The organism is Brevundimonas sp. KH_058, assembly GCF_057838505.1.
The window spans coordinates 1,023,504-1,046,369 of the sequence record NZ_CM174469.1 but is presented as its reverse complement, the minus strand read 5'-3'; the positions used below and the strand labels follow the sequence as shown (position 1 = coordinate 1,046,369).

Here is a 22,866-nt window from a genome sequence, read left to right as displayed (position 1 = left end):
CCCCATGACTTGCAGTGTGATCCGCACCCCGATCATCGCCCTTCTGACCACGACCGCCCTCGCTCTGGGCGCCTGCGTTGGCGGCCCTGCCAGCCTGGGCGGCGAGCCGCCGCTGACGCCGACCTCGCGCTATCAGCTTCAGGTCGAGCCCGACCTGGACCGCATCGCCCTGGCGGTTCACGACACCGGCCTGTCGCCGGCCCAGGGCGACGCCCTGCAGGCTTTGGTCGGACGTTATCGCTACGTCGACGCCGTGCCGATGGTGATCGAGGCGCCCGCCGGAAACGATCCGGTCGCGCTGAAGACCGCCTATGACATCAAGTCGATACTGGCGGCGTCGGGCGTGGCGCCGGATCGCATCACCCTGGTCAGCTATGCGGCGCCGGATCCGAGGGCGCCGGTTGTGGTCGGCTATCAGACCGTCCGCGCCGCCGTGCCGCGATGCGGAACGACCTGGGGCAATCTGGGCCGTTCGGGCGACAATCAATCCGCCTCCAACTTCGGCTGCGCGGTCACGGCCAACCTCGCCGCCCAGATCGAGGATCCGCGCGACATCCAGCGGCCGCGCGCCATGACGCCTGCCGACGCCGGGCGCCGCACCGTGGTCTTCGATCTGTATCGCGGCGGCAAGCCGACATCCGCCGAGCCGGAAACCCTGATCCGGGAGACCGCCGTCTCCCGTGCGGTGAACTAGACCCATGAGCACTGCCCCCGTCCCCCGCGAGTTCGATACTTTCGACGACGCCTTCGACGTCGATATGGAGTTCGCCGAACCCCTGGCCGAGGTTTCGCCCGACCAAACGCGGGCGCCGCTTCAGTTCACGGCCGCCCCGTCCGTTCCGCCAGCGCCACAACAGCCCGCGCCCCAACCGCCAGCGCCCTTCGCGGTGGCGCCCGCCTATGTGCCCGAGGCCGCCGGATTCAACCCGGTCGGCGAAGTGGTGGCCCAGGCCGAGGCCAGCCTGATGGAGACGGGTCTGGATGTGACGGGCCTGGGGTCCACGGGTCTGGCCCCGTCCAGCAATATCGGCGAAGTGTCGGTGCCGCGCATCGCCATCCATGTCTTCGCCGAGCGCCAGGATACTTTGGCCGCCGCCGAGCGCGCGGCTCAGGATCGCCGCCTGTCGCGCGCCACGACCCAGATCCGCGTCGGCGGCGTGGCGGCTGCGGTCGAGACCTATCATCACGAACCCACGCCGCCGCTGATCATCGTCGAATGCCTGAAAGACCCCCAGACGCTGCTTTGGGAGGTCGATCAACTGGCCGAGGTCTGCGACGCGGGCACCAAGGTCGTGGTCATCGGCGCCACCAACGACATCATCCTGTTCCGCGAACTGATGCGTCGGGGGGTCAGCGAATATCTGGTCGCGCCGTTGCAGCCGCTGCAACTGATCGCGGCCATCGGCGGCCTGTTCAACGATCCAGCCCAGCCCTTTGTCGGCCGCACCATCGCCTTCGTCGGCGCACGGGGCGGAGCAGGGGCGTCCGCCGTGGCTCACAACACGGCCTATGCGATCTCCGAGCGGATCGGCGCCAATACCGTCATCGTCGACTATGACCTGCCGTTCGGCACCGCCGGCCTGGACTTCAACCAGGACCCGTTGAGCGGCGTCGCCGACGCCCTGGGCCAGCCCGACCGGCTGGACGCGACCCTGCTGGACCGAATGATGGTCCGCTGCACCGACAAGCTGAGCCTGTTCGCTGCGCCCGCCAGCCTGGAGACGGACTGGGACATCTCGACCGAGGCGTTCGAGGAGGTGACGAACCAGATCCGCGCCACGGCGCCGTTCGTCGTGCTGGACTTGCCGCACCTGTGGTCGCCGTGGATGCGCCGCACCCTGATCAGCGCCGACGAGGTGGTGGTGGTGGCCACGCCCGACCTGGCCTCGCTGCGCAACGCCAAGAACATGATCGACCTGATCCGTCAGGGCCGGCCCAATGATGCGCCGCCGCGCCTGGTGCTGAACCAGGTCGGGGTGCCTGGTCGTCCCGAGATTCCGGCCAAGGACTTTGGCGCTGCTCTGGGCGTGCATCCCAGTCTGCTGATCCCTTTCGACGCCAAGACCTTCGGCGCCGCCGCCAACAACGGCCAGATGATCCTGGACGCCGGGGCCAAGACCAAGGCGGCCGAGGCCTTCCAGACCCTGGCCCAGATCGTCTCGCGTCGCGAACTGCCGATGATCGCCGGGCCGAAGGGCAAGGCGGGCAAACCCGCCAAGTCGGAAAAGTCGTCCAAGCCCGCAGACGGCGCGTCCAAGTCCCTGTTCGCCAACATGTTCAAGAAGCGCTGACGCATGTTCGGCAAGCGCACAGGCCAGCCCGGCGTCACGACGGCGCCGATGCGTCCGGCGCCTGCGCCGGCCGGCGAGCCTGTGTCCGTCTTCAAGGTCGACGCCGCCGCGCCCCCGCCGGGGATGGCCGCCCAGGCCCAAGCTCAGGCCAGGGCCGAGGCCTACGCCTTCGCCGACGAGGACCTGGAGCCGGCGGCGGAAGCCTTCGAACGCGCATCGGCGCCGACGCAGCCCGCGCCTGCCGACCGTCTCGACGCCCTGGCCTCGCGCCCCAAACCCAAGCCGGAAGCGCCGCGGCCGACCGGCAATGTCGCCGGGACCGGCCCCAAGGCTACGGCCGGTCTGGAACAGCTGAAGAAGGCCCAGGCGGTCGCCGAGATCGTCCGTGAACAGAGCGACTACTATCACGCCACGAAGACGACGATCTTCAACGCGTTGATGAACACCATCGACCTGGCCCAGCTGGCGCACCTGGACCAGAAGGCGGCGTCCGAGGAAATCCGCGACATCGTCGCCGAGCTGGTGGCGATCAAGAACGTCTCCATGTCGGTCGCCGAGCAGGAGCATCTGGTTCAGGACATCGTCAACGACGTCCTGGGCTATGGGCCGCTGGAGCCGCTGCTGGCGCGCGACGACATCGCCGACATCATGGTCAACGGCGCCGGGCGGGTCTTCATCGAGGTCGCCGGCAAGGTCCAGCTGACCAACGTCCGGTTCCGCGACAACACCCAGCTGATGAACATCTGTCAGCGGATCGTGTCGCAGGTCGGCCGCCGCGTGGACGAGAGCAGCCCCATCTGCGACGCCCGTCTGCCGGACGGCTCGCGCGTCAACGTCATCGCCCCGCCGCTGGCGATCGACGGTCCGACGCTGACGATCCGGAAGTTCAAGAAGGACAAGCTGACGATGAAGAACCTGGTGGAGTACGCCTCCATCAGTCCCGAAGGCGCGCGCGTCCTGGGCGTCATCGGCGCCTCGCGATGCAATCTGGTCATCTCGGGCGGCACCGGGTCGGGCAAGACGACCCTGCTCAACACCCTGACGGCCTTCATCGACCCGACCGAGCGCGTCATCACCTGCGAGGACGCCGCCGAACTGCAACTGCAGCAGCCGCATGTGGTGCGTCTGGAAACCCGCCCGCCAAACCTGGAAGGCCAGGGCACGATCACCATGCGTGATCTGGTGAAGAACTGCCTGCGGATGCGCCCCGAGCGGATCATCGTCGGCGAGGTGCGCGGACCCGAGGCCTTCGACTTGTTGCAGGCCATGAACACGGGCCACGACGGCTCGATGGGCACGCTGCACGCCAACAGCCCGCGCGAAGCCATCAGTCGGATGGAATCGATGATCACCATGGGCGGCTATGGCCTGCCCTCGCGCACCATCCGCGAGATGATCGTGGGCTCGGTCGACGTCATCATCCAGGCCGCCCGCCTGCGCGACGGGTCGCGTCGCATCACCCACATCACCGAGGTCGTCGGCCTGGAAGGCGACGTGATCGTGACCCAGGACCTGTTCGTCTACGACATCACCGGCGAGGACGAGAACGGCAAGATCATCGGCCGTCACCGTTCGACCGGCATCGCCCGTCCCCGCTTCTGGGACCGCGCCCGCTACTACGGGCTGGAGCGCGAGCTGGCCGACGCCCTGGACGCGGCGGAGTAGGACGATGCTGCCGATTCTCGCCGCCGTTCTGGCCTTCATCACCATCGGCGGCCTGGGCTGGGTCTTCGTCGGGGGCGACGATTCGTCCGCCCAGGCGGTCAAGCGCGCCCAGAGCCTGGGCGAGGCTAAGAAGAACCCCGCGATCGCCCGCAAGGCCGCCGCCGCCAATACGCCCGAGGCGCGCCGCAAGCAGATCCTGGTCCAGCTTCAGGAAGCGGATCGTCGCGAGCGCAAGGCGCGCACCACCCTGGCGTCACGTTTGAAACAGGCGGGCCTCAGCCTGAAAGTGACGACCTTCTACATCATCTCCGCCGTGGTCGGGGTGGTTGCGGCGCTGGTCGCCCTGGTGCTGGGCCTGCCGATCCTGGCGGTCCTGGGCGTCGCCGTGGTCTTCGGCCTGGGCTTGCCGCGCTGGGTCGTCGGCTTCCTGGCCAAGGGGCGAATGAAGAAATTCTCGCTGGAGTTTCCCAACGCCGTGGACGTGATCGTGCGGGGCATCAAGTCGGGCCTGCCGGTCCACGAATGTTTCAAGATCATCGCTCGCGAAAGTCCTGCGCCCTTGGGGCCGGAGTTCCAGAAGCTGGTCGAGGGACTGGGCGTCGGCCTGACGCTGGAGCAGGCGCTGGAGAAGATGTTCGAGCGGATGCCGACGCCGGAACTGCGCTTCTTCACCATCGTCATCGCCATTCAGCAGAAGACCGGCGGCAACCTGGCCGAGGCGCTGGGCAACCTGTCGGGCGTGCTGCGCGCGCGGCGGATGATGGGCGAGAAGATCAAGGCCCTGTCGTCCGAGGCCCTGGCCTCGGCCGGCATCATTGCGTCCCTGCCGCCGGCGGTCATGACGATGGTCATGATGACGACGCCGTCCTACATGATGCCCCTGTTCACCGACTTCCGCGGCAACTTCATGCTGTTGATGGCGGTCTGCCTGATGGCGACCGGCATCTTCGTGATGAAGCGCATGATCTCGTTCAAGTTCTGAGGCGGGGATCATGGAAAGCTTCATCCGCTTCATCACCGATCCACAGAACCTGCTCAGCATCGGCGTTGGCGTGCTGGTCTTCGCCACCGTCCTGACCCTGATGTCGTCGATGACCGGGGGCGTTGCGCTGGACAAGCGGATGAAGGCCGTCGCCGAACGGCGCGACGACCTGAAACGCCGCTCGCGGGCCAATATGGCCGCTGGCCAAGGCGCGCTGCGTCACACCGACGACGGGTTCAAGAAGCGGATCGTGGATCGGCTGAACCTGACCAAGCTGCTGGAGGACCCCAAGGTCGCCGGACAGATGGCCCAGGCCGGCTATCGCGGCCCGCGTCCGCTGACGACCTTCTACTTCTTCCGCTTCGCCTCGCCCTTCGTTTTCATGATCGTGGCGGCCTTCTACATGTTCGTCATCAAGGTCGTGGACTGGCCCACGATGAACAAGCTGACGCTGGTGATGGGTGCGGCGGTGGCGGGCTTCTATGCGCCCAACCTCTATCTGAAGAACCGCATCACCAAGCGCCGCACCTCGATCATGCAGGCGTTTCCCGACGCGCTGGACCTGCTGCTGATCTGCGTCGAGGCGGGCATGTCCATTGAGGCGGCGATCACCAAGGTCAGCCAGGAAATGGGGCCGTCGTCGATCGACCTGGCCGAGGAGCTGTCGCTGCTGTCGGCCGAGCTTTCCTATCTGCCTGAACGTCGCATGGCCTATGAGAACCTGGGCAAGCGCACCAACCATCCGGGCGTGAAGTCGGTGGCCACCGCCATGACCCAGGCCGAGACCTATGGCACGCCGTTGGCGACAGCCCTGCGCGTCATGGCCAAGGAAAACCGCGATCTGCGTCTGTCCGCCGCCGAGAAGAAGGCTTCGGCCTTGCCGGCGCAGTTGACCGTGCCGATGATCCTGTTCTTCCTGCCGGTGCTGTTCATCGTCATCCTGGGACCGGCGATCCTGAACGTCATCGACATGATGAAAGAGGGCGGCTAGCCCGCTTCCGCTGCCGCCTTCAGGCCTTCGACGATGGCTTCCTGGGCCTGGCGGATCGCCGGGCGATGCTTGTCGTGGAACAGTTCGCCACGCAGGCCCGAGAAGCGGATGCCCGCCGTCAGGATGCAGTTGCCGGGGCCCAACTCCTCGATCTGGATGTAGCGCAGGCTCTGGGACAGGAAGCCGCGCCGTTCCGCCCAGACCAGACGCACGCGCGGCTGCCATTCGACGACCTGGGCCAGGGCCTGACGCTCGGCCATGTCGGGCCAGGCCTCGTTCATCGTCAGCCGGCCGCCATAGGCGATGGCGCCTTCCACATCGGTGTCGACCGGGTTCCAGGCGCTCCAGCCCGACAGATCGGCGACCAGGTCCCAGATCCGGTCCGAGGTCGCCTGAACGCCGACGCGTTTTTCGATACGAGTGTCATCCATGGTTTCGCTCTGGCACGGCTTGTCGCCGGAAGGAAGGCGCAACCGGCCGCTGTCTTCAGTCCGGTTCGATCAACTTCAACCGACGCCCGTCGTCCAGCCCCAGCCGCGTCTTGACCTCGAACAAATCCGCGCCGGCGGGAATGATCAGCAGCTTCTTGGGCTGGGCCGAGTTGACCGCGACCACCCCGCCCTTGGGACAGATGTCGAAACAGTCGGCGCCGGTGACGGTCAGCCCGCCCTTTCGCCCCTGCTTGCCCTTCTTCAGGTGCAGGTATTTGCGCAGCGCCTTCTTCAGCGTCAGGTCGCCGCCGGGGCCGAAGCCGCCGTCCAGCTTCTTGGAGCATTTGCGGCACACCAGGACCACGTCCCGCCATTCCGTCTTCGCGGTCTTGAAGTCCTTCTCGGCCATGCCGACAGAAATCGCCGTTCGCGACGGCTTGCACAAGCGCTCGCGGCGCCGTCACCTGCGACAGGTAAGAAAATTTCACGGGACCTTCACATGCGCCGACTGTTCGCCGCCTCCACCCTGGCGCTGCTGCTCGCGGCCGGGAGCGTTCATGCTCAGCAGGTCGATACGGCGAGCGTGGACGCCGCCGTCCAGCGCGTGATGCCCGAGGTGACGGCTTGGCGTCGCGACTTCCACCAGCATCCCGAACTGGGCTTCGCCGAGACCCGCTCGGCCGGGGTGATCGCCGAACATCTGCGGTCTCTGGGGCTTGAGGTCCGCACCGGGGTCGGCAAGACGGGCGTGATCGGCATTCTGCGCGGCGCCCGTCCGGGCCGGGTCGTGGCCCTGCGCGCCGACATGGACGCCCTGCCGGTGCAGGAGGCGACGGGTCTGGCCTTCGCCTCGACCGCGACCGGGACCTATATGGGCAATACGGTGCCGGTCGCCCACGCCTGCGGCCACGACATGCATATGGCCATGCTGATGGGGGCGGCAGAGGTGCTGGCGGGGATGAAGGACCGGATCGCCGGCACGGTGGTCTTCGTCTTCCAGCCCGCCGAGGAGGGCGCCCCTCCCGGTGAACCCAAAGGCGGCGCGGCCCTGATGATCGCCGAAGGGGCGCTGAACGATCCCAAACCCGAGGCCATCTTCGGCCTGCACGTCGTGCCGGGCCGTTCGGGCAGTGTCTTCTATCGGCCCGAAGGCTTCATGGCCGCCTCGGACCGGGTCGATATCGTGCTGAAGGGCAAGCAGACGCACGGCGCCTGGCCCTGGCGCGGCATCGACGTGATCGCGGTGGCGGGCCAGGTGGTCGAGACGGTCAACACCCTGACCGCCCGCACGGTCGATCCGACCACGACCCCGACCGTCTTCACCATCGCCACGATCAACGCCGGCGTCCGCTACAACATCATCCCCGACAGCGCGACCCTGTCTGGCACCCTGCGCACCTTCGACACGGCCCAGCGCGACGCCCTGGTCGCCCGCGCCGAGACCGCCATCGACCATGTCGCCGCCGCCTACGGCGCCACCGCCGAGTTCGGCGTCAAACAGAACGCCGCCCTGGTCTTCAACGACCCCGGCCTGTCCACCTGGCTGGCCCCCGTCCTGACCGAGGCGGCGGGTGAAGGAAACGTCAACCCCGCCACGCCCCCGACCACGGTGGCCGAGGACTTCAGCTATTTCCAGCAAGTCATCCCCGGCGTCTTCTACCATCTTGGGGCCAGCCCCGACGGTGTCGATCCGGCTGCGTCGGCGCCCAACCATTCGCCGGAGTTCTCACCGAACGAGAAGGTGCTGCCGCTGGGGGTGAAGACGCATGTCCTGACGGCGTTGCGATTTTTGGAGCGCAGCTAGGCGAGGCGAACGATGGCAGTCGGAAGCCAATGTCGCAAACCGACCCGAAGCGGACAAAGCCGCACCTTTGAAGAGGTGCAGTGATCGGGCCTATTCGAGTTCCCCCACCACGAGAGGCAAGAGAGATTCGACCACCAGCCGCGAAAGCATGCGGCCTTCTAGAGGAATGATGGCGTCGACGAACTGATCGTCGGCGTCTGACCCTACGGAGGGCGGCGCCTGAAGCAGGGATGCGGCCAGTTGGAAGGTTTCCTGCACTCCGTCGACCAGGATCCCGGCCAGACGGCTGCCGTGCTGGATGACGACGATGACGTGCCTGCTGGAGGGTTCGGTCTTGCCCAGACCCAGGCGGCAGCGCAGATCGAGGACCGGCATCACCGCCCCGCGCAGGTTATCACTCCGAGGATATAGTCCGGCGTCTGAGGCATCGGGGTCGTCGGCGTCCAGCCCCGGATTTCTCGCACCGAACGAACGTCGATGCAGTACGCCTGACCCCCGATCTCGAACGAAATCATCTCAAGCGTGCCGCCGGCGTCGGCGGCAGGGATCTCGACGGAGGCCATGCTCAGAATTCCTCCCACTGAGCGGCTTTCAGAGCCGTGTTGCCGAGCGCGCGGGGTCGTGGGGTCGGGCGCGCGAAGGCCTCGACGCGCGCTTGAGCAGCATGCACCGGGTTCGCCTGCGTGGCGGCGGACGTGCTGAACTTGAACCTGGACACCAGCCCATCCAGTTCTCCTGCCTCCTTTTTCAGCGAATGGCTGGCTGCGGTGGATTCCTCGACCATGGCGGCATTCTGCTGGGTCACTTGGTCCATCTGATTGATGGCGGTGTTGACCTGCTGGAGGCCGGTGGCCTGTTCCTGGGCCGAGGCGGCGATCTCGGAGACGAGGCCGTCGATCTCGGCGACGCGGCCGACGATGCGTTGCAGGGCCTCGCCGGTCTGACCGACCAGGGCGACACCGGCGTTGACCTGGCTGGTCGAGGCCGAGATCAGCGTCTTGATCTCCTTGGCGGCCTCGGCCGAACGCTGGGCCAGGGCGCGGACTTCGGAGGCGACGACGGCGAAGCCGCGGCCTGCGTCACCGGCACGAGCGGCCTCGACGCCGGCGTTCAACGCCAGCAGATTGGTCTGGAAGGCGATCTCGTCGATCACGCCGATGATCTGGCTGATCTCCTGGGCGGAGGTCTCGATCGCGCCCATGGCGCCGACAGCGTCACGAACCACGACGCCCGAGGTCTCGGCGTCGCCCTTGGCGGCCTGAACCGTCTCCGACGCCTGTTTGGCGCCCGAGGCGGTGCGGTTCACCGTGGCGGTGATTTCGTCGAGGGCGGCGGCGGTCTCTTCCAGAGAAGCGGCCTGTTGTTCGGTTCGGCGCGACAGTTCCTCCGAAGCTGAAGCGATATCCTGCGATCCATGCAGGACGGCGCTGGCGGATCCTGAGATTGATCGGACTGTCGCCGCCAGGGTTTCGACGGTCTTGTTGAAATCGTCCTTCACCCCCTGGAAGCGTGGTTCGACCTCGATATCCAGCCGTGTCGTGAAGTCTCCGGCCGCCAGGCTTTTCAGGCCTTCGGCGAGCGCAGCCACGACACGATTCTGCTGGTCCTCGGCCTCCTGCCGCTCTGTCTCGGCGATCTTCCGCCTGGTCTCCAGAGCGTCGAGGTAGACGGAGACCGCGAGGTCCATGTCCAGCAGGGTCGCCTTGACCAGGGCACCAAGTTCACCCGCTGTGGACCCGGCTGTCACGCCACGGGCATGCAAGGCGTGCTTGGGCCAGCGCGCCTCGATGACCTTGGTCACCATGGCGTCCAGAACCAAAGCATAGCCGCCGATGTACCAACGAGGCTCCAGGCCGATGCGAGCATGGACTTCGCCCACCTTGTTCACGCCGTCCGCATAGCGATCGTCGTAAAGCCCGCTCGAGATGATGTCCCAGTGCGCCATCTGCTTCTTGTGCGCAGCGTCGATATGGCCGTCGTTCTTGAAAAAGGCCTTGGTCTCGGGTGTCGCGCGGACTTGTTCGTAAAACCCGTCCAGAGCCGCCGGCATCTCCGCCATGATAAGGGGCTTGATGGATTTGATCCGCGAGCGCGCGGCCTCATCCAATTTCATGAACTTGATCCGGCTCTCGACGGCTTGATTGGACACGGCTTGATACCCTTCTCCATTAAGGGCGGCCCTTGCTCGTCCTTCGTGTAAGACCCTATTCAGAATGTGGATAACGCCAGTTTACCGACCCGCTACGTAGTCTCCCGTAGACGTCCGGATTTCTCGCCAGACCTTGATGCTGCAGGTCTGATGTCCGCTACCCACCCCTTTCGGACTATCCGAAGGCTCGGTTTGGAGCGGGCCAAATGAAAGCAGATTCACTAAAATCTGGCCGCCAGCAGGTGTCATTGAAGCCGCTCGAACACGGTCTTGATCACCCGGCGATAGACCGCCGTCAGTGTCTCCAACTCCGCCGTCGGCACCCGTTCGTCGATCTGGTGCATGGTCTGGCCGACTAGGCCCAGTTCCAGCACAGGGCACAGTGTGCGGATGAAGCGGGCGTCGGAGGTGCCGCCGCTGGTGGAGGCCTCGGGGCGGCGGCCGACGACGGCCTCGACAGCGTCCTGCACCGCCGCGACGAAGGCGCCCGGCTCGGTGAGGAAGGCCTCGCCCGAGCACAGGTGCTCCAGGGTGATCTGAAGCCCGGTCTCGGCCTGGACGGCGCCGGCCTCGCGGTTCAGCCAGTCGATCAGGGCGTCGCCGGTATGGCTGGGGTTGAAGCGGATGTTCAGCCGCGCCCTGGCCTCGGCCGGGATGATGTTGGTCGCCGGATTGCCGATGTCGATGGTGGTGATTTCGAGGTTGGACGGGGGGAAGTTCTCGTAGCCGTCGTCCAGGACGTGGTCGTTCAGACGGGCCATCAGGCGCGCGATCACCGGGGCCGGGTTGGCGGCGCGCTCGGGATAGGCGACGTGGCCCTGTTTGCCGTGGACGGTGATCCAGGTGTTCAGCGAGCCGCGCCGCCCGACCTTGATCATGTCGCCCAGCTGTTGCGACGAGGATGGTTCGCCGACCACGCAGGCGTCGATGACTTCGCCCTCGGCCGCCAGGGCCTCGACCACCCGTTTGGTGCCGTGAAGCGCCGGGCCTTCCTCGTCGCCCGTGATCAGGAAGGACAATGAGCCTTCGGGTTCGCCGTCCGCCAACACCTGCGATACGGCGGCGACCCAGGCGGCGATTCCGCCCTTCATATCCACCGCGCCCCGGCCATACAGGACGCCGTCCCGGACCTCGGCGTTGAAGGGTTGCGACGACCACTGGTCCGAGGGGCCGGTCGGGACCACGTCCGTATGGCCGGCAAAACACAGGTTGGGCGAGGCGGTCCCGCGCCGGGCGTACAGGTTCTCGATCCGCGCATGGACCCCTTCTCCCCCAGGCCCCTCGAAGGCCAGCCGGCGGCAGGTGAAACCCAGGGCCGTCAGATGCCGTTCCAGCACATCCATCGCCCCTTCGTCGGCGGGGGTGACGGAGGGGATGCGGATCAGGTCGCGGGTCAGTTCGACAGGATCGATTACGGGAGTTGATGCGCGGCTCATGGCTCTATGCTTTAGGGAAATCGTGCGGAGGCGAGAAGAGCCATGCCCAAGATCGACATCGCCAACGCGCCGACAAGTTTCGGCACGACCTATCCCGAGGAACACGCCGGCCCGTGCAAGCCGCGTCGCCGCTGGAAGCTGGGCGATGCGGCGGGGCTGACCCATTTCGGCGTCAACCTGCTGCGCCTGCCCGACGGCGCCTGGTCCAGCCAGCGCCATTGGCACGCCGAGGAAGATGAGTTCGTCATGGTCGTCGAGGGCGAGGTGATCCTGATCGAGGAGGACGGCGAGACCATCTTGCGCGCCGGCGACTGCGCCGGGTTCAAGGCGGGCGTCGCCAACGGCCACAAGATCGAGAACCGCTCCGGCCGCGACGCGGTCCTGATTGAGGTCGGAACGCGCAATCCCTCGGTGACGGCGTGCGACTATCCCGACATCGACATGGTGCTCCACGCGGGCGTCGACGGCTATTTCCACCGCGACGGCTCGCCCTATCCGAAACAGTCCCGAAGAACGTGACCACAGAAACCATAGACACCGGCCCCGCCGCCCCGCCCGTTCCGCCTGCTCCATCATCTGGGGGGCCAGAGGGGCCGTCCAGTCCGTGGGGGATCCGTGATTTTCGCCTGCTGTGGTTCGGGCGGGTGGTCGCCGTGCTGGCGATCCAGATCCAGTCCTCGGCCCTGTTGTGGCAGGTCTATGAGATCGCCAGGCGCGATCATCCGATCGAGGAGGCCAGCCTGTATCTGGGGCTGGTCGGCCTGTGTCAGTTCCTGCCGCTGCTGGCCTTTACACTGCCGGCCGGGGCCATGGCCGACCGGCGCGATCGCAAGCGCACGGTGTGGATCTCGATCCTGGTCGAGGCGGCCTGCGCAGGGTCGTTCGTGGCTATGGCCTTGCACGGAAATCCGCCCCTGTGGGGCCTGCTGGCCGTCGCCGCCCTGTTCGGCGCGGCGCGAGCCTTCCTGGCGCCGGCCAGCCAGGCGTTTCTGCCGATGGTTGTGGGTCGCAAGGCCCTGCCGCCGGCGATCGCCGCTCAGTCCATCGCCTTCCAGACCGGGGCCATCGCCGGCCCGGCCCTGGGCGGGGTGATCGTGGGGGTGAACGTGCCCCTGGCCTATGCGGTGTCGCTGGGCATGTTCCTGTTGGCGGTCGCGGCCTTCATCCTGATCCGCACCAGCGGCAAGCCCGCGCCCCAGGCCAATCCCCTGTCGCCCATCGAATCCGTCAAGGAGGGGCTGGCCTATGTCTACAAGACCAAGATCGTGCTGGGCGCCATCTCGCTGGACCTGGTCGTGGTGCTTCTGGCGGGCGTTGCCCTGCTGACGCCGATCTTCGCGCGCGACATCCTGCATGTGGGGCCGCAAGGGTTCGGCCTGCTGCGGGCGTCGTTCGGGGTGGGGGCGATGGCGGTGGCCATCTATCTGAGCCGGTATCCGATCGTGCGGCACGGCGGGCGATGGATGTTCGCGGCGGTGGCGGTGTTCGGGATCTGCACGGTGACGTTCGGCCTGTCCAAAATCGTCTGGATCAGCGCCCTGGCCCTGCTGATCGGCGGAGGCGCGGACATGATCAGCGTCAATATCCGTCAGACCCTGATCCAGCTGGCCACGCCCGATCATATGCGCGGACGGGTGTCTTCGGTGTCCATGCTGTTCATCGGCGCCTCGAACGAACTGGGCGAGGCCTATTCGGGCGTCATGGTGCGGCTGCTGGGCGCGGTCGGGGCGGCGGTGTTCGGCGGGTTCGGCGCGCTGGCGGCGACGGGGGCCTGGGCCACGATGTTCCCGGGGCTGAGGAAGGCCGACAAGCTGACGTGAGGTGGGTGAGGGGTGATTGGTGAATCGTGAGGCGAACACTCACCAATCACGAGTCACCCCTCACGTTTCACCACACCTTGAAATGCTTCGACAGCTTCAGGCCCTGGCTCTGGTAGTGGCTGCCACTTTCGCCATAGAGGCGGCTGGGGCGCTCCGTCAGGGGTTCGTAGACCAAGCGGGCGACGATCTGGCCGTGTTCCAGCAGGAAGGGGGTGTCGTGGGTGCGGACTTCCAGCACGCCTTTCGATCCCGCGCCGTGCGCCTCGTCCGTGCCGAAGCCGGGGTCGAAGAAGCCGGCGTAGTGGACGCGGAACTCGCCGACCGACGGATCGATGGGGGTCATCTCTGCGGCCTGATCGACGGGGATCTCCACGTCGTCGGACGAGGCCAGGATGTAGAACTCGCCCGGATCCAGCAGCAGTTCGCCACGACGCAAGCTCAGCGGTTCCCAGAAGTCGCGCGGGTCATGGCCGTCGATATGGTCCAGATCGACCACGCCCGCATGGCGCCGCCCACGGAAGCCGACGATGTCGCCGCCCTGAAGATCGACGCCGACGCTGCGGGTCTCCAGCTTGGGCGGGTCGCCGGCCTTTAGGCGCAGCTGGTTCAGGCGGGTGCCGGGCCGGACCAGGATGGAAAAGGTCTGGGGCGCGACCTCCATATAGAGCGGGCCGTCATAGCCTTCGGCCACATCGTCGAAACGGGCGCCCTGGTCGGTCAGCAGGCGCACGAAGACATCGACGCGGCCGGTCGAGCTTTTCGGGTTGGCGCGGGCGATCAGGCCCTGGGGCAGGCTGAGCCGCTCCTGCAGGCGCACGATATAGACGCAACCCTTTTCCAGCACGACGCCGGCGTCGGTGATCTCGATGGCGTGCATCTCGACGTCGGCGATCCGGTCCTCGACCTTGCGTTTGCCGGGCAGGAAGGAAGCGCGGACGCGCCAGGCCTGATCCGACAGGCGCAGGTCCAGGCTGGCGGGCTGGACCTGGTCGTGATCGAATGCGGTGTCGGACGTGATGGCGCCCGTGGCGATCAGCGTCTCGATGGACTGGGCCGGAAGAATGCCGGGGCGCGGCGCCTGGAATATGCTCATGCCATCTGTCTCACACGGTTTTCGCGACTTGTCTCCAAGTCGGGCTTGCAGCCCGCGCGCGGCGGGGCGAGCATATAGCCCATGCACGATGGTCCTGCCTATACCGCCGAAACGAACGGCATCCTGATCCGGGTGAGGCCCAGCTATCTGGCGGGCCAGTCCGATCCCGACGAAGGCCGCTGGGTCTGGGCCTATCAGATCGAGATCGTGAACCTGACGGGATCGACGGTGCAGCTGATGGCGCGCCGCTGGACCATCACCGACGGCCACGGCCATGTCGAGGAGGTGCGCGGCCCCGGCGTGGTGGGCGAACAGCCCGTGATCGAGCCGGGCGGCAGCTACGCCTACGCCTCGGGCTGTCCGCTGGGCACCGACAGCGGGTCGATGGTCGGGGCCTATTATATGACGGATGCGGACGGGCGCAGTTTCGAGGCGGAAATCCCGGCCTTTTCGCTGGACACGCCCGATGCGCGGCGGGTGTTGAACTGACGAAACCCTCCCCCGAGAAGCGTAGCGAAACGGGGGAGGGGGACCGCGAAGCGGTGGAGGGGGCAGACGCTGACTCCACGCCAAACGCTTACAGTCGGTCTGGTTTAGCGTGATGCTGAACTTTGAAGATCAAGTCCGGTTTCGCCCCCTCCACCCCGCTTCGCGCGGTCCCCCTCCCCCGCTGCGCGGGGGAGGATCGAGAAAGGCGGATGGGGCTGCGTCAACCCGGATGAACCGCAGCCCCGCCCCTGAAGTCTCGCCGGCTTGCTTGGGCGAGCCGGCGAGGGGGATCTGCGCGAAGCGCCGCGCTCAAGTCGCGCGAAGCGCGATAGCGCTCTTTAGATGTAGCGACGCAGGCTGCGGGCCAGGTCGGAACCGCTTTCCTTGGAGCCGCGGCGAACTTGCGGCTGGTAGGCGACGCGGGCGTGTTCGACGCAATAGACGCCTTCCGAGGAGCGGCGGCCGCAGAAGCTGAACTCGCGCGACGACGGGTCGCCGATCGGCCATTTGCACATGTGGGCGCCGAGGGTCATCACGGTCGCCGTACCCGGCAGGTCCGGGATCGGGGCGGGGACGGGGGCGGCGGCCTGGACCGGCTTGGGCTGGACGGCCTCAAGACGGCGCGGGGCCGAGGGTTGGGCCGGGGCGGCCGGCGCGGGGCGCGGACGGGCGGTGCGGAAGGTCGCGGCGACGGTGCGCGCCGGTTGCGACGGCGCGGCCCGGCCCGACAGGCCCAGGCGGTGCACCTTGCCGATCACGGCGTTGCGGGTGACCCCGCCGCCCAGTTGTTTGGCGATCTGGCTCGCGGATTGGCCCTCAAGCCAGAGCTTCTTCAGCGCGCCTACGCGGTCGTCAGTCCAGCCTGCGGTCATGCCACCCTCCAGCGAGTTTGGATTCAATATCTAGGTCCAGGCTCCCCCTCCGGGGTCTTGACCTACAACTAATCGTAAACCAGCCGTTAAGAGACGCAAGATGTGCGAATCAATCGTCCACAGAAACCAGATATTGAATCATCGTTAAGGTTAAGGCGGATTGGTGAGGGGTGACGCGTGAATCGTGAGTCAGGCGACTGCGTAAAGACCGTCACGATTCACCAATCACCAGTCACCCCGGCCTTGCGAAGCGAGGCCGTCGAGCGCATCTGGCGGGCCATGACCGAGACCCCCGACCTGATCTCCACCCGTCCCGCCGGTTTGCCGCAGCCGCGTCGCTATCCGGGGATCAACTGGATCGGGGTGCAGACCCTGTATCTTCGCGAGGTGCGGCGCTTCTGGAAGGTGGGCGCCCAGACGGTGGCGGCGCCGGTGGTGACGACGCTTCTCTATATGCTGGTCTTCGTGGTGGCGCTTCAGAACGCGCGGCCGCCGCTGCACGGCACGCCGTTCGCCCTGTTCGTCGCGCCGGGGCTGATCATGATGGCCATGCTGAACAACGCCTTCGCCAACGCCTCGTCCAGCCTGATCCAGGCCAAGATCATGGGCACGGCCACCGACTTCCTGACGCCGCCGCTCAGCCCGCTGGAGCTGACGCTGGGCTTTACCCTGGGCGCGGCGACGCGGGGCCTGGCGGTCGGTCTGGTGACGGCGATCTGCGTCCTGCCGTTCGCGCCGCTGGGGATCGCCAATGTCTTCGCCATCGTCTGGTTCGCCCTGGCCGCCTGTTTCATCATGGGCATGACCGGCGTGCTGGCGGGCCTGTGGAGTGAGAAGTTCGACCATCTGTCGGCGGTCCAGAACTTCATCGTCATGCCCATGACGTTCCTGTCGGGCACCTTCTATCTGGTCGAGAACCTGCCCGAGCCGTTCCGGTCGATCAGCCACTACAACCCCTTCTTCTATCTGATCGACGGGTTCCGTTACGGCTTCATCGGCCATGCCGAGAGCAATGTGACGGTCGGGGTTGTCGGTTCGGCCGTGCTGATGGTCGTCATGGGCGTCGTCTGCTGGCTGGTGTTCCGCTCGGGCTGGCGTCTGAAGAGCTAGATCGCTACCTTTTGCGGATCGCTCCCCCGAGAGGTCCGCCATGCTGTTCCGTTCGCTCGTCGCTGCCACGGCGCTGTTCGCCGCCACGCCCGCCTTTTCCCAAGAGGCGACGCCCCAGGCCGGCGACCGCCCCGACATCGCCGCCGGCGCCGCCCAATTCGTCAAGCCCACCAACGCCGAACGGACCCAGGTCCTGGTCGGCATGCTGACCACACTGGGCTTCACGCCCGAGATCCAGGTCTTCGCCGGCGGCAATCAGGCCACCGGCCCGATGGAAGGCGCGAACGTCGTCGTCACGGTCGGCGAGGGCGCCAAGGACATCGTTCTGACCGCCCACTATGATGCGGTGAAGCTGCGCGACGGCACCCTGTCGCAAGGCATCGTCGACAATGTCGGCTCGGTCATGGCGATGATGGAGGCGGCCAAGACCCTGGAGATGGGGCTGGAGGGCCAACCGGTCGCCCACCGCTTCGTCTTCGTCTTCACCGATCAGGAAGAACTGGGCCTGCTGGGCGCCAAGGCCTTCCTCGAAAAGCACGGCAAGGACCGGATTGCCGCCGTCATCAACGCTGATGTCGCCGCCTATGGCCAGACGGTCATGTATGGCGAGAACAACGGCGACCAATCGGGCTTCGTGCTTGAGACGCTGCGCAGCCTGTGCGCCGAGCGCGGCTTCGACTGCATGCCCTATCCGGTCTATCCGCCCAGCGACGACCGCGCCTTCTCCGCGGCCGGCGTGCCGGTGGTGTCGATGGGCACCCAGGACGCCGTCGGCGCCCACCAGATGTGGCTGGCCTTCAACGGCGGCGAGAACAACGGCCTGAAGGAAGGCTTCGTCCCGCCAGTGTTCCAGCGTATCCATTCGGCCGAGGACAGGCTGTCCTACATCAAGGGCGTCGATGTGGCCCGTTTCGGCCTGTTCGTCGCCGACCTGGGTCTGGCGTTGGACAAGCGTCTGGTCGAGATCCAGGCCAAGGACGACGCCGTCGCCGCCGAGACCGCGCCTGCCGCGCCCGCGCCGGGCGAGGAGTAAAAGGCTTGCTCGGCGCCGGTGTTGACTAACACCGTCACTAATCCGACAACGCCTGTCCGTATCAATCCGGCTCCGTCGCGTGCTCGCGTCGGGGCCGTCTCGCTTTTGGAGGTCATAGTCCCGTGTCCACGAACCATCTGATGGGTGTCTACAATCGCGCGCCGCTGGAAGTGGATCGCGGCCGAGGCGCGCGACTGTGGGCGACAGACGGGACCGAGTATCTCGACTGCGTCGCCGGCATCTCGACCAACGGCCTGGGCCACGCCCACCCCGAACTGGTCCAGGCGGTCAAGGATCAGGCCGAGAAGCTGTGGCACGTCTCCAACATCTTCCGCATTCCGGGCCAGGAGGCGCTGGCCGAAGCCCTGTGCGACAGCAGCTTCGCCGACGTGGTCTTCTTCACCAACTCGGGCACGGAAGCCGTCGAGTGTGCGCTGAAGACGGCGCGCAAATATCATTCGGCCAACGGCGCGCCGGAACGGATCGACATCTACGGCTTCGACGGCTCGTTCCACGGCCGGACCTATGGGGCGATCAACGCCGCCGCCAATCCCAGCTACACCGAGGGCTTCGGCCCGCCGATGCAGGGCTTCCACCAGCTGACCTGGGGCGACAAGCCCGCGCTGGAAGCCGCCTTCAAGAATCCGACAACGGCCGCCGTGATCCTTGAGCCCGTCCAGGGCGAGGGCGGCTGCCGCGAGACGCCGGTCGAGGAACTGCGCTGGATGCGCCAGATGGCCGACGACAACGGCGTGCTGCTGATCTTCGACGAGGTCCAGTGCGGCATGGGGCGCTCGGGCAAGCTGTGGGCGCACGAATGGGCCGGCATGGCGCCCGACATCATGGCGGTGGCCAAGGCCCTGGGCGGCGGCTTCCCCATCGGCGCCTGCCTGGCCTCGGCCAAGGCGGCGTCGGGCATGACGGTCGGCGCCCACGGCTCGACCTTCGGCGGCAACCCCCTGGCGATGGCCGTGGGTCAGAAGGCGTTGAGCCTGATCAATACGCCCGAGACGCTGAACAACGTCGCCGAGATCGCCGGTTATCTGAAGCAGCAGCTGGCGGGTCTTCAAGCACGCTTCCCCGACGTGATCGTGGACGTGCGCGGTAAGGGCTTGCTGATCGGGGTCAAGCTGGTCCCGAACAATCGCGAGTTCATGGCCTTGGCGCGCGACACGCAACAGCTGCTGATCGCTGGCGGCGGCGACAACTGCGTGCGCCTGCTGCCGCCGCTGAACCTGACGCTGGACGAGGCCCGCGAGGCCATCGCCCGGTTCGAGGGCGCCTGCGAGGTTGCACGCGAGAAGCTGGCGGCCTGATCGGGTTCATCACAACGGGCACGGCGAATGCACGACGGACACGACGGCAGGGAGGCTGTTTCACCGGAAGTGAACCAGATCGGCCGCGCCGTCATGGACGCGGCCTTTGCCGTGCATCGGGAACTTGGACCGGGTTTGCTGGAGTCGGTTTACGAGCATTGCCTCGCCAGCGATCTGATCCGCGCCGGCCTCGCCGTGGAACGGCAGGTCGCCATTCCCGTCCGTTATCGTGATGACCGATTGGACGTCGGCTTCCGCCTCGATCTGCTCGTAGAGCGTCAGGTGATCGTCGAGGTCAAAGCCATCGACGCCCTGACGTCGATCCATACCGCCCAGATCCTCACCTATCTGAGGTTCTCGCAAGTTCGATTGGGCTATCTGATCAACTTTAACACCCCCAGACTGAAGGACGGCTTTCGCCGTCTGGTTTTATGATCCCGTCGGCCGCCTTGCGTCGTGTTCGTCGTGACATCGTTGTGCTCTTTGTGATGAACCTCTTTTCGTCTCGACCGGATCGCCTATGACCCGCCACTTCCTCGACATCCACCGGCTCGAAGCCGCCGACCTACGCGCTATTCTGGACGACGCCCACGCCCGCAAGGCCGCCCGCAAGGGATGGCCCCAAGGGCGCGCCGACGCCGATGCGCCGGGCGAGGACCGCGTCCTGGCCATGATCTTCGAAAAGAACTCGACCCGCACCCGCTTCAGCTTCGACGCGGCCATCCGCCAGCTGGGCGGGTCGTCGATCATCGCCACCGCCGCCGATATGCAGCTGGGTCGCGGCGAGCCGGTGGAGGATACGGCCCGCGTCCTGTCGCGCATGGTGGATGCGGTGATGATCCGCGCCAACGACCACGAGGATGTCGAGCGGTTCGCCCGCGTCTCGACCGTACCGGTGATCAACGGCCTGACCGACCGCAGCCACCCGTGCCAGATCCTGGCCGACCTGCAGACGATCGAGGAGCATTCCGGCCCCGTCGCCGGCAAGACGATCGCCTGGATTGGCGACGGCAACAACGTCTGCCACAGCTTCATGCATGCGGCGCCCAAGTTCGGCTTCCATCTGAACGTCGCCTGCCCGGCGGAATATCATCCCGACCTTCGCGACCTGGCCAAGGGCGCAAACGCCGTCACCCTGACCAGCGACCCGCGCGAAGCGGTCAAGGGCGCCGACGTCGTCGTCACCGACACCTGGGTCTCGATGGGGGATCAGGATTACGAGGCGCGTCTGGCCGCCTTCGAATCCTATTCGGTGGACGAGGCCCTGATGGCCCTGGCCGACCCCGACGCGGTCTTCTTGCACTGCCTGCCCGCGCACCGCGGCGAAGAAGTCACCGACGCCGTCATCGACGGCCCCCGCTCTCTGGTCTGGGACGAGGCCGAGAACCGCATCCACGCCCAGAAGGCTGTGCTGGCCTGGTGCTTCGCGGGGTGACCTTCCCTCAGTCCTCGCCGCCGATGGGTTGTGAGGCTGTCCAAGGTCCTAGGGCGAGTACGCCGTCGTATCCGCCATCATCCAACGGGGTCAGGATCACGCCGCGCGCCTCCTTATCGTAACTTTCGATGGAGGGATTGACGCCGCACTCGTCCGGCGAACAGTTCCAGGCGAACCCGCCCTGCTGCGCAATCTTCAGGCTCAAGGTCTCGCGGGTCGGCAGGTGTCCGGCGGCCGGAACACCCAGATCCGGGTAGTCTGCAAAGGCCGTCTTTCGGGCGTGGATGTTGCCGGCCAGTCCAATGATCCGGGCGTTCGGGCGCTTTTGCCGTGCCTGACCCAGCAGATAGCCCATGTTGAGTTCGTACCAAGCCTGATCCAGGCCTTCGCCTCGCGTCAAGCTGCTCGGTTGAAAGAGGTGCAGGCCGATGTCGCGCCCTGCCGCCTTGAGCTCACGCACCCTGTTCAGCAAAGCCAGCAAGGCCTGACTTGTTCGCCCGTCTTGCACCGCACGGTTCAGCAGGGACGACCCCTCCAGGGTCGCCAGCGCGCCGGCCTCGTCAGGTGCGGCGATGAAGGCATCCAGCGTCGGCTGCAAAGTGTCTTCCAGTTCCAGCGCCACGATGACGGGGCCCTGTTCGGTCGCTGCGCAGGCGATCTCGCCCACCGCATGCGGTGCTTCCGCTGTGCCGTGTAGCTCCCCGACCACGATGACACGCTCCGGTCGATCAAGCAGGGCTGAGGTTCCTGACGGCGGCGAACAGGCCGCGATGGCGGAGGCGGCGAAAAGTCCCAGCATTGATTCCCCTCTGGTGTTCGAAGTTGCAGTCGAGGCAACCTGGAGGGCTAAATTATGGTCGCGCCTCCCAGTATCGTAGGAATGCAGTCGGTCTCGATATTTTGTAAAAGATAAAGACGCGCGCCAAACCCTGTCTGGCGCGCGTCATAGTTCAGGTCAGCCGGCTCTTCGCTTGGAGAGCCCACGATACGGCCTCGTTACAGCTTCACGTCCGAAACGCCGCCCACATCCGGCATCGACTTGGTGAGGTTGGCCTTGAGGACTTCGTAGCCAAAGCCCAGCGCGCCCTTGTCGGAGACCCAGACGCGGCCGTCGTTGGCGTCGAACCGGACCAGGGTCAGGTGCGGGTCGTCCTTGCCGTCGGGATACCAGGCGGCGACGATGGGGTTCCAGTATTTCTCGATGCGGGCGCGGTCCTGGTCCACGGCCAGGCGACCATGGATGCAGGCCTGGACCTTGCCGTCCTTGGCCTGGTAGCAGAACATGCCGTCCTGGCCGCCGCCGGCCACGTCACGGGCGAAGTCGGTGTCGTCGCGGGTGAAGAACCAGATGGTTCCGGTCTCTTCCTCGCCATAGCCGGTCATGGGCTGATGGTGATAGCCGGGCTTGTCCAGGCCCAGCATGCCGGTGTTGGACTCTTTCAGGCTCTTCCAGAATTCCTTTTCCGCCTCGGCGGGCGTCAGCTTGTCGGTCATGCGGCATCTCCTTGCATTGGTTGCAGGATCAACCGACCGGCCCGGTTCGGGTTCCTAAGGCTAAGCTCCGGGAATCCATGGTGCGCGCTCGGCGCCGAACAGGGTCGCCAGATGGATCAGCAGCAGCATGGCGATGGCGGCCGACCCGATCATCAGAAACCGCCACGGCATCATGCGCGGCCCCTTCAAGGGATCGGGCGGACGGGCGCCGCGCCAGCCGGTGAAGACCATGATCGCCAGTGCGACGGCCAGCAGAGTGAGGGTTGTCGTCAAGCTCATGCGCCGCACGTGGCGAAGCTTGCGCCGCTTGGCAAGCCAACCCTTGCCGGGAGGTTAATCTTCACACCGCGTTAACCGAGATGATTCACTAATCGCGGCGTCTGGGGGGCTGTCCACAGGATTGGGAGACCGCCGCTAGATATTGCGGTTAACCATCAGTTTACACCCTCGATATT

General features: G+C 66.4%; 23 protein-coding genes and 1 pseudogene. 14 read left to right on the top strand and 10 right to left on the bottom strand.

Going from position 1 to position 22,866, the window contains the following annotated elements; genetic code table 11:
- Positions 1–4 precede the first annotated feature (4 nt).
- From AC3ISA_RS04980 to AC3ISA_RS04960, 5 genes are read left to right on the top strand one after another with little or no spacing between them, the layout of a single operon-like run.
- The gene (locus AC3ISA_RS04980; protein WP_489179597.1) at positions 5–694 is read left to right on the top strand and encodes a CpaD family pilus assembly protein; all 690 of its coding nucleotides are present in this window, start codon (positions 5–7) and stop codon (positions 692–694) included.
- Between the two features lie 4 nt (positions 695–698).
- On the top strand, positions 699–2,291 hold the full coding sequence (locus tag AC3ISA_RS04975; RefSeq protein WP_489179596.1) for a CpaE/TadZ family protein: 1,593 nt from the start codon (positions 699–701) through the stop codon (positions 2,289–2,291).
- Between the two features lie 3 nt (positions 2,292–2,294).
- Positions 2,295–3,956, top strand: a complete 1,662-nt coding sequence (locus AC3ISA_RS04970) for a TadA family conjugal transfer-associated ATPase (RefSeq protein ID WP_372692316.1) — start codon at positions 2,295–2,297, stop codon at positions 3,954–3,956.
- A 4-nt stretch (positions 3,957–3,960) separates the two neighbouring features.
- Complete coding sequence (locus AC3ISA_RS04965) at positions 3,961–4,938, top strand: type II secretion system F family protein (protein ID WP_372692318.1); 978 nt, start codon at positions 3,961–3,963, stop codon at positions 4,936–4,938.
- A gap of 10 nt (positions 4,939–4,948) precedes the next feature.
- On the top strand, positions 4,949–5,929 hold the full coding sequence (locus tag AC3ISA_RS04960) for a type II secretion system F family protein (protein WP_489179595.1): 981 nt from the start codon (positions 4,949–4,951) through the stop codon (positions 5,927–5,929).
- Here AC3ISA_RS04960 and AC3ISA_RS04955 read toward each other — a convergent pair.
- Positions 5,926–6,360 carry an SRPBCC family protein gene (locus tag AC3ISA_RS04955; protein WP_489179594.1) on the bottom strand — a complete coding sequence of 145 codons (435 nt, stop codon included), beginning with the start codon at positions 6,358–6,360 and terminating at the stop codon, positions 5,926–5,928. The two genes, AC3ISA_RS04960 and AC3ISA_RS04955, sit on opposite strands and share 4 nt — an antisense overlap.
- Before the next feature lie 55 nt (positions 6,361–6,415).
- Positions 6,416–6,769, bottom strand: a complete 354-nt coding sequence (locus tag AC3ISA_RS04950) for a hypothetical protein (RefSeq protein WP_489179593.1) — start codon at positions 6,767–6,769, stop codon at positions 6,416–6,418.
- Between the two features lie 90 nt (positions 6,770–6,859).
- On the opposite strand from AC3ISA_RS04950, the gene AC3ISA_RS04945 reads away from it, so the two are divergent.
- Positions 6,860–8,164 carry an amidohydrolase gene (locus tag AC3ISA_RS04945; RefSeq protein WP_489179592.1) on the top strand — a complete coding sequence of 435 codons (1,305 nt, stop codon included), beginning with the start codon at positions 6,860–6,862 and terminating at the stop codon, positions 8,162–8,164.
- Positions 8,165–8,254: 90 nt separating this feature from the next.
- On the opposite strand, the pseudogene AC3ISA_RS04940 reads toward AC3ISA_RS04945, so the two are convergent.
- The 3 genes and pseudogenes from AC3ISA_RS04940 to dapE form a co-directional block, all read right to left on the bottom strand.
- Positions 8,255–8,679: pseudogene (locus AC3ISA_RS04940) on the bottom strand (chemotaxis protein CheW).
- A 50-nt stretch (positions 8,680–8,729) separates the two neighbouring features.
- Positions 8,730–10,277 carry a methyl-accepting chemotaxis protein gene (locus tag AC3ISA_RS04935; protein WP_489180075.1) on the bottom strand — a complete coding sequence of 516 codons (1,548 nt, stop codon included), beginning with the start codon at positions 10,275–10,277 and terminating at the stop codon, positions 8,730–8,732.
- A 281-nt stretch (positions 10,278–10,558) separates the two neighbouring features.
- Positions 10,559–11,749 carry a succinyl-diaminopimelate desuccinylase gene (gene dapE, locus AC3ISA_RS04930; RefSeq protein ID WP_489179591.1) on the bottom strand — a complete coding sequence of 397 codons (1,191 nt, stop codon included), beginning with the start codon at positions 11,747–11,749 and terminating at the stop codon, positions 10,559–10,561.
- Positions 11,750–11,791: 42 nt separating this feature from the next.
- Here dapE and AC3ISA_RS04925 point away from each other — a divergent pair, with 42 nt between their 5' ends.
- Both AC3ISA_RS04925 and AC3ISA_RS04920 read left to right on the top strand, forming a co-directional pair.
- Positions 11,792–12,268, top strand: coding sequence for a cupin domain-containing protein (locus tag AC3ISA_RS04925; RefSeq protein ID WP_489179590.1), 477 nt, complete (start codon positions 11,792–11,794; stop codon positions 12,266–12,268).
- Complete coding sequence (locus AC3ISA_RS04920; RefSeq protein ID WP_489179589.1) at positions 12,265–13,569, top strand: MFS transporter; 1,305 nt, start codon at positions 12,265–12,267, stop codon at positions 13,567–13,569. Before AC3ISA_RS04925 ends, AC3ISA_RS04920 begins: the two co-directional genes overlap by 4 nt.
- 67 nt (positions 13,570–13,636) lie before the next feature.
- Here AC3ISA_RS04920 and AC3ISA_RS04915 read toward each other — a convergent pair whose 3' ends face one another.
- Entirely contained in the window at positions 13,637–14,662 is a 1,026-nt protein-coding gene (locus AC3ISA_RS04915) for a 2'-deoxycytidine 5'-triphosphate deaminase (RefSeq protein ID WP_489179588.1), read from the bottom strand.
- Between the two features lie 81 nt (positions 14,663–14,743).
- Here AC3ISA_RS04915 and apaG point away from each other — a divergent pair, with 81 nt between their 5' ends.
- On the top strand, positions 14,744–15,151 hold the full coding sequence (gene apaG / locus AC3ISA_RS04910; protein WP_489179587.1) for a Co2+/Mg2+ efflux protein ApaG: 408 nt from the start codon (positions 14,744–14,746) through the stop codon (positions 15,149–15,151).
- A gap of 338 nt (positions 15,152–15,489) precedes the next feature.
- On the opposite strand, the gene gcrA is transcribed toward apaG, so the two are convergent.
- Positions 15,490–16,023, bottom strand: coding sequence for a cell cycle sigma 70 cofactor GcrA (gcrA, locus tag AC3ISA_RS04905; RefSeq protein ID WP_159848688.1), 534 nt, complete (start codon positions 16,021–16,023; stop codon positions 15,490–15,492).
- A gap of 279 nt (positions 16,024–16,302) precedes the next feature.
- Between gcrA and AC3ISA_RS04900 the strand changes: the two genes are divergently transcribed.
- The 5 genes from AC3ISA_RS04900 to argF all read left to right on the top strand — a co-directional run bounded on the left by AC3ISA_RS04900 (position 16,303) and on the right by argF (position 20,917).
- A complete protein-coding gene (locus tag AC3ISA_RS04900) occupies positions 16,303–17,133 on the top strand; it encodes an ABC transporter permease (protein ID WP_489179586.1) in 831 nt (276 codons plus the stop codon).
- Positions 17,134–17,173: 40 nt separating this feature from the next.
- The gene (locus AC3ISA_RS04895; RefSeq protein WP_489179585.1) at positions 17,174–18,166 is read left to right on the top strand and encodes a M28 family metallopeptidase; all 993 of its coding nucleotides are present in this window, start codon (positions 17,174–17,176) and stop codon (positions 18,164–18,166) included.
- A gap of 122 nt (positions 18,167–18,288) precedes the next feature.
- The gene (locus tag AC3ISA_RS04890) at positions 18,289–19,482 is read left to right on the top strand and encodes an aspartate aminotransferase family protein (protein WP_489179584.1); all 1,194 of its coding nucleotides are present in this window, start codon (positions 18,289–18,291) and stop codon (positions 19,480–19,482) included.
- 27 nt (positions 19,483–19,509) lie between these two features.
- Positions 19,510–19,917, top strand: a complete 408-nt coding sequence (locus AC3ISA_RS04885; protein ID WP_489179583.1) for a GxxExxY protein — start codon at positions 19,510–19,512, stop codon at positions 19,915–19,917.
- A gap of 85 nt (positions 19,918–20,002) precedes the next feature.
- Positions 20,003–20,917 (top strand): ornithine carbamoyltransferase, encoded by a 915-nt coding sequence (gene argF, locus AC3ISA_RS04880; RefSeq protein ID WP_489179582.1) that lies wholly within the window; start codon positions 20,003–20,005, stop codon positions 20,915–20,917.
- A 7-nt stretch (positions 20,918–20,924) separates the two neighbouring features.
- Here argF and AC3ISA_RS04875 read toward each other — a convergent pair whose 3' ends face one another.
- The 3 genes from AC3ISA_RS04875 to AC3ISA_RS04865 all read right to left on the bottom strand — a co-directional run bounded on the left by AC3ISA_RS04875 (position 20,925) and on the right by AC3ISA_RS04865 (position 22,690).
- Positions 20,925–21,716 (bottom strand): hypothetical protein, encoded by a 792-nt coding sequence (locus AC3ISA_RS04875; RefSeq protein ID WP_489179581.1) that lies wholly within the window; start codon positions 21,714–21,716, stop codon positions 20,925–20,927.
- 197 nt (positions 21,717–21,913) lie between these two features.
- Positions 21,914–22,411: a pyridoxamine 5'-phosphate oxidase family protein gene (locus AC3ISA_RS04870; protein ID WP_489179580.1), complete on the bottom strand. Its 498-nt coding sequence runs from the start codon at positions 22,409–22,411 to the stop codon at positions 21,914–21,916.
- Between the two features lie 60 nt (positions 22,412–22,471).
- The gene (locus tag AC3ISA_RS04865; protein WP_489179579.1) at positions 22,472–22,690 is read right to left on the bottom strand and encodes a hypothetical protein; all 219 of its coding nucleotides are present in this window, start codon (positions 22,688–22,690) and stop codon (positions 22,472–22,474) included.
- Between the last annotated feature and the right edge of the window lie 176 nt (positions 22,691–22,866).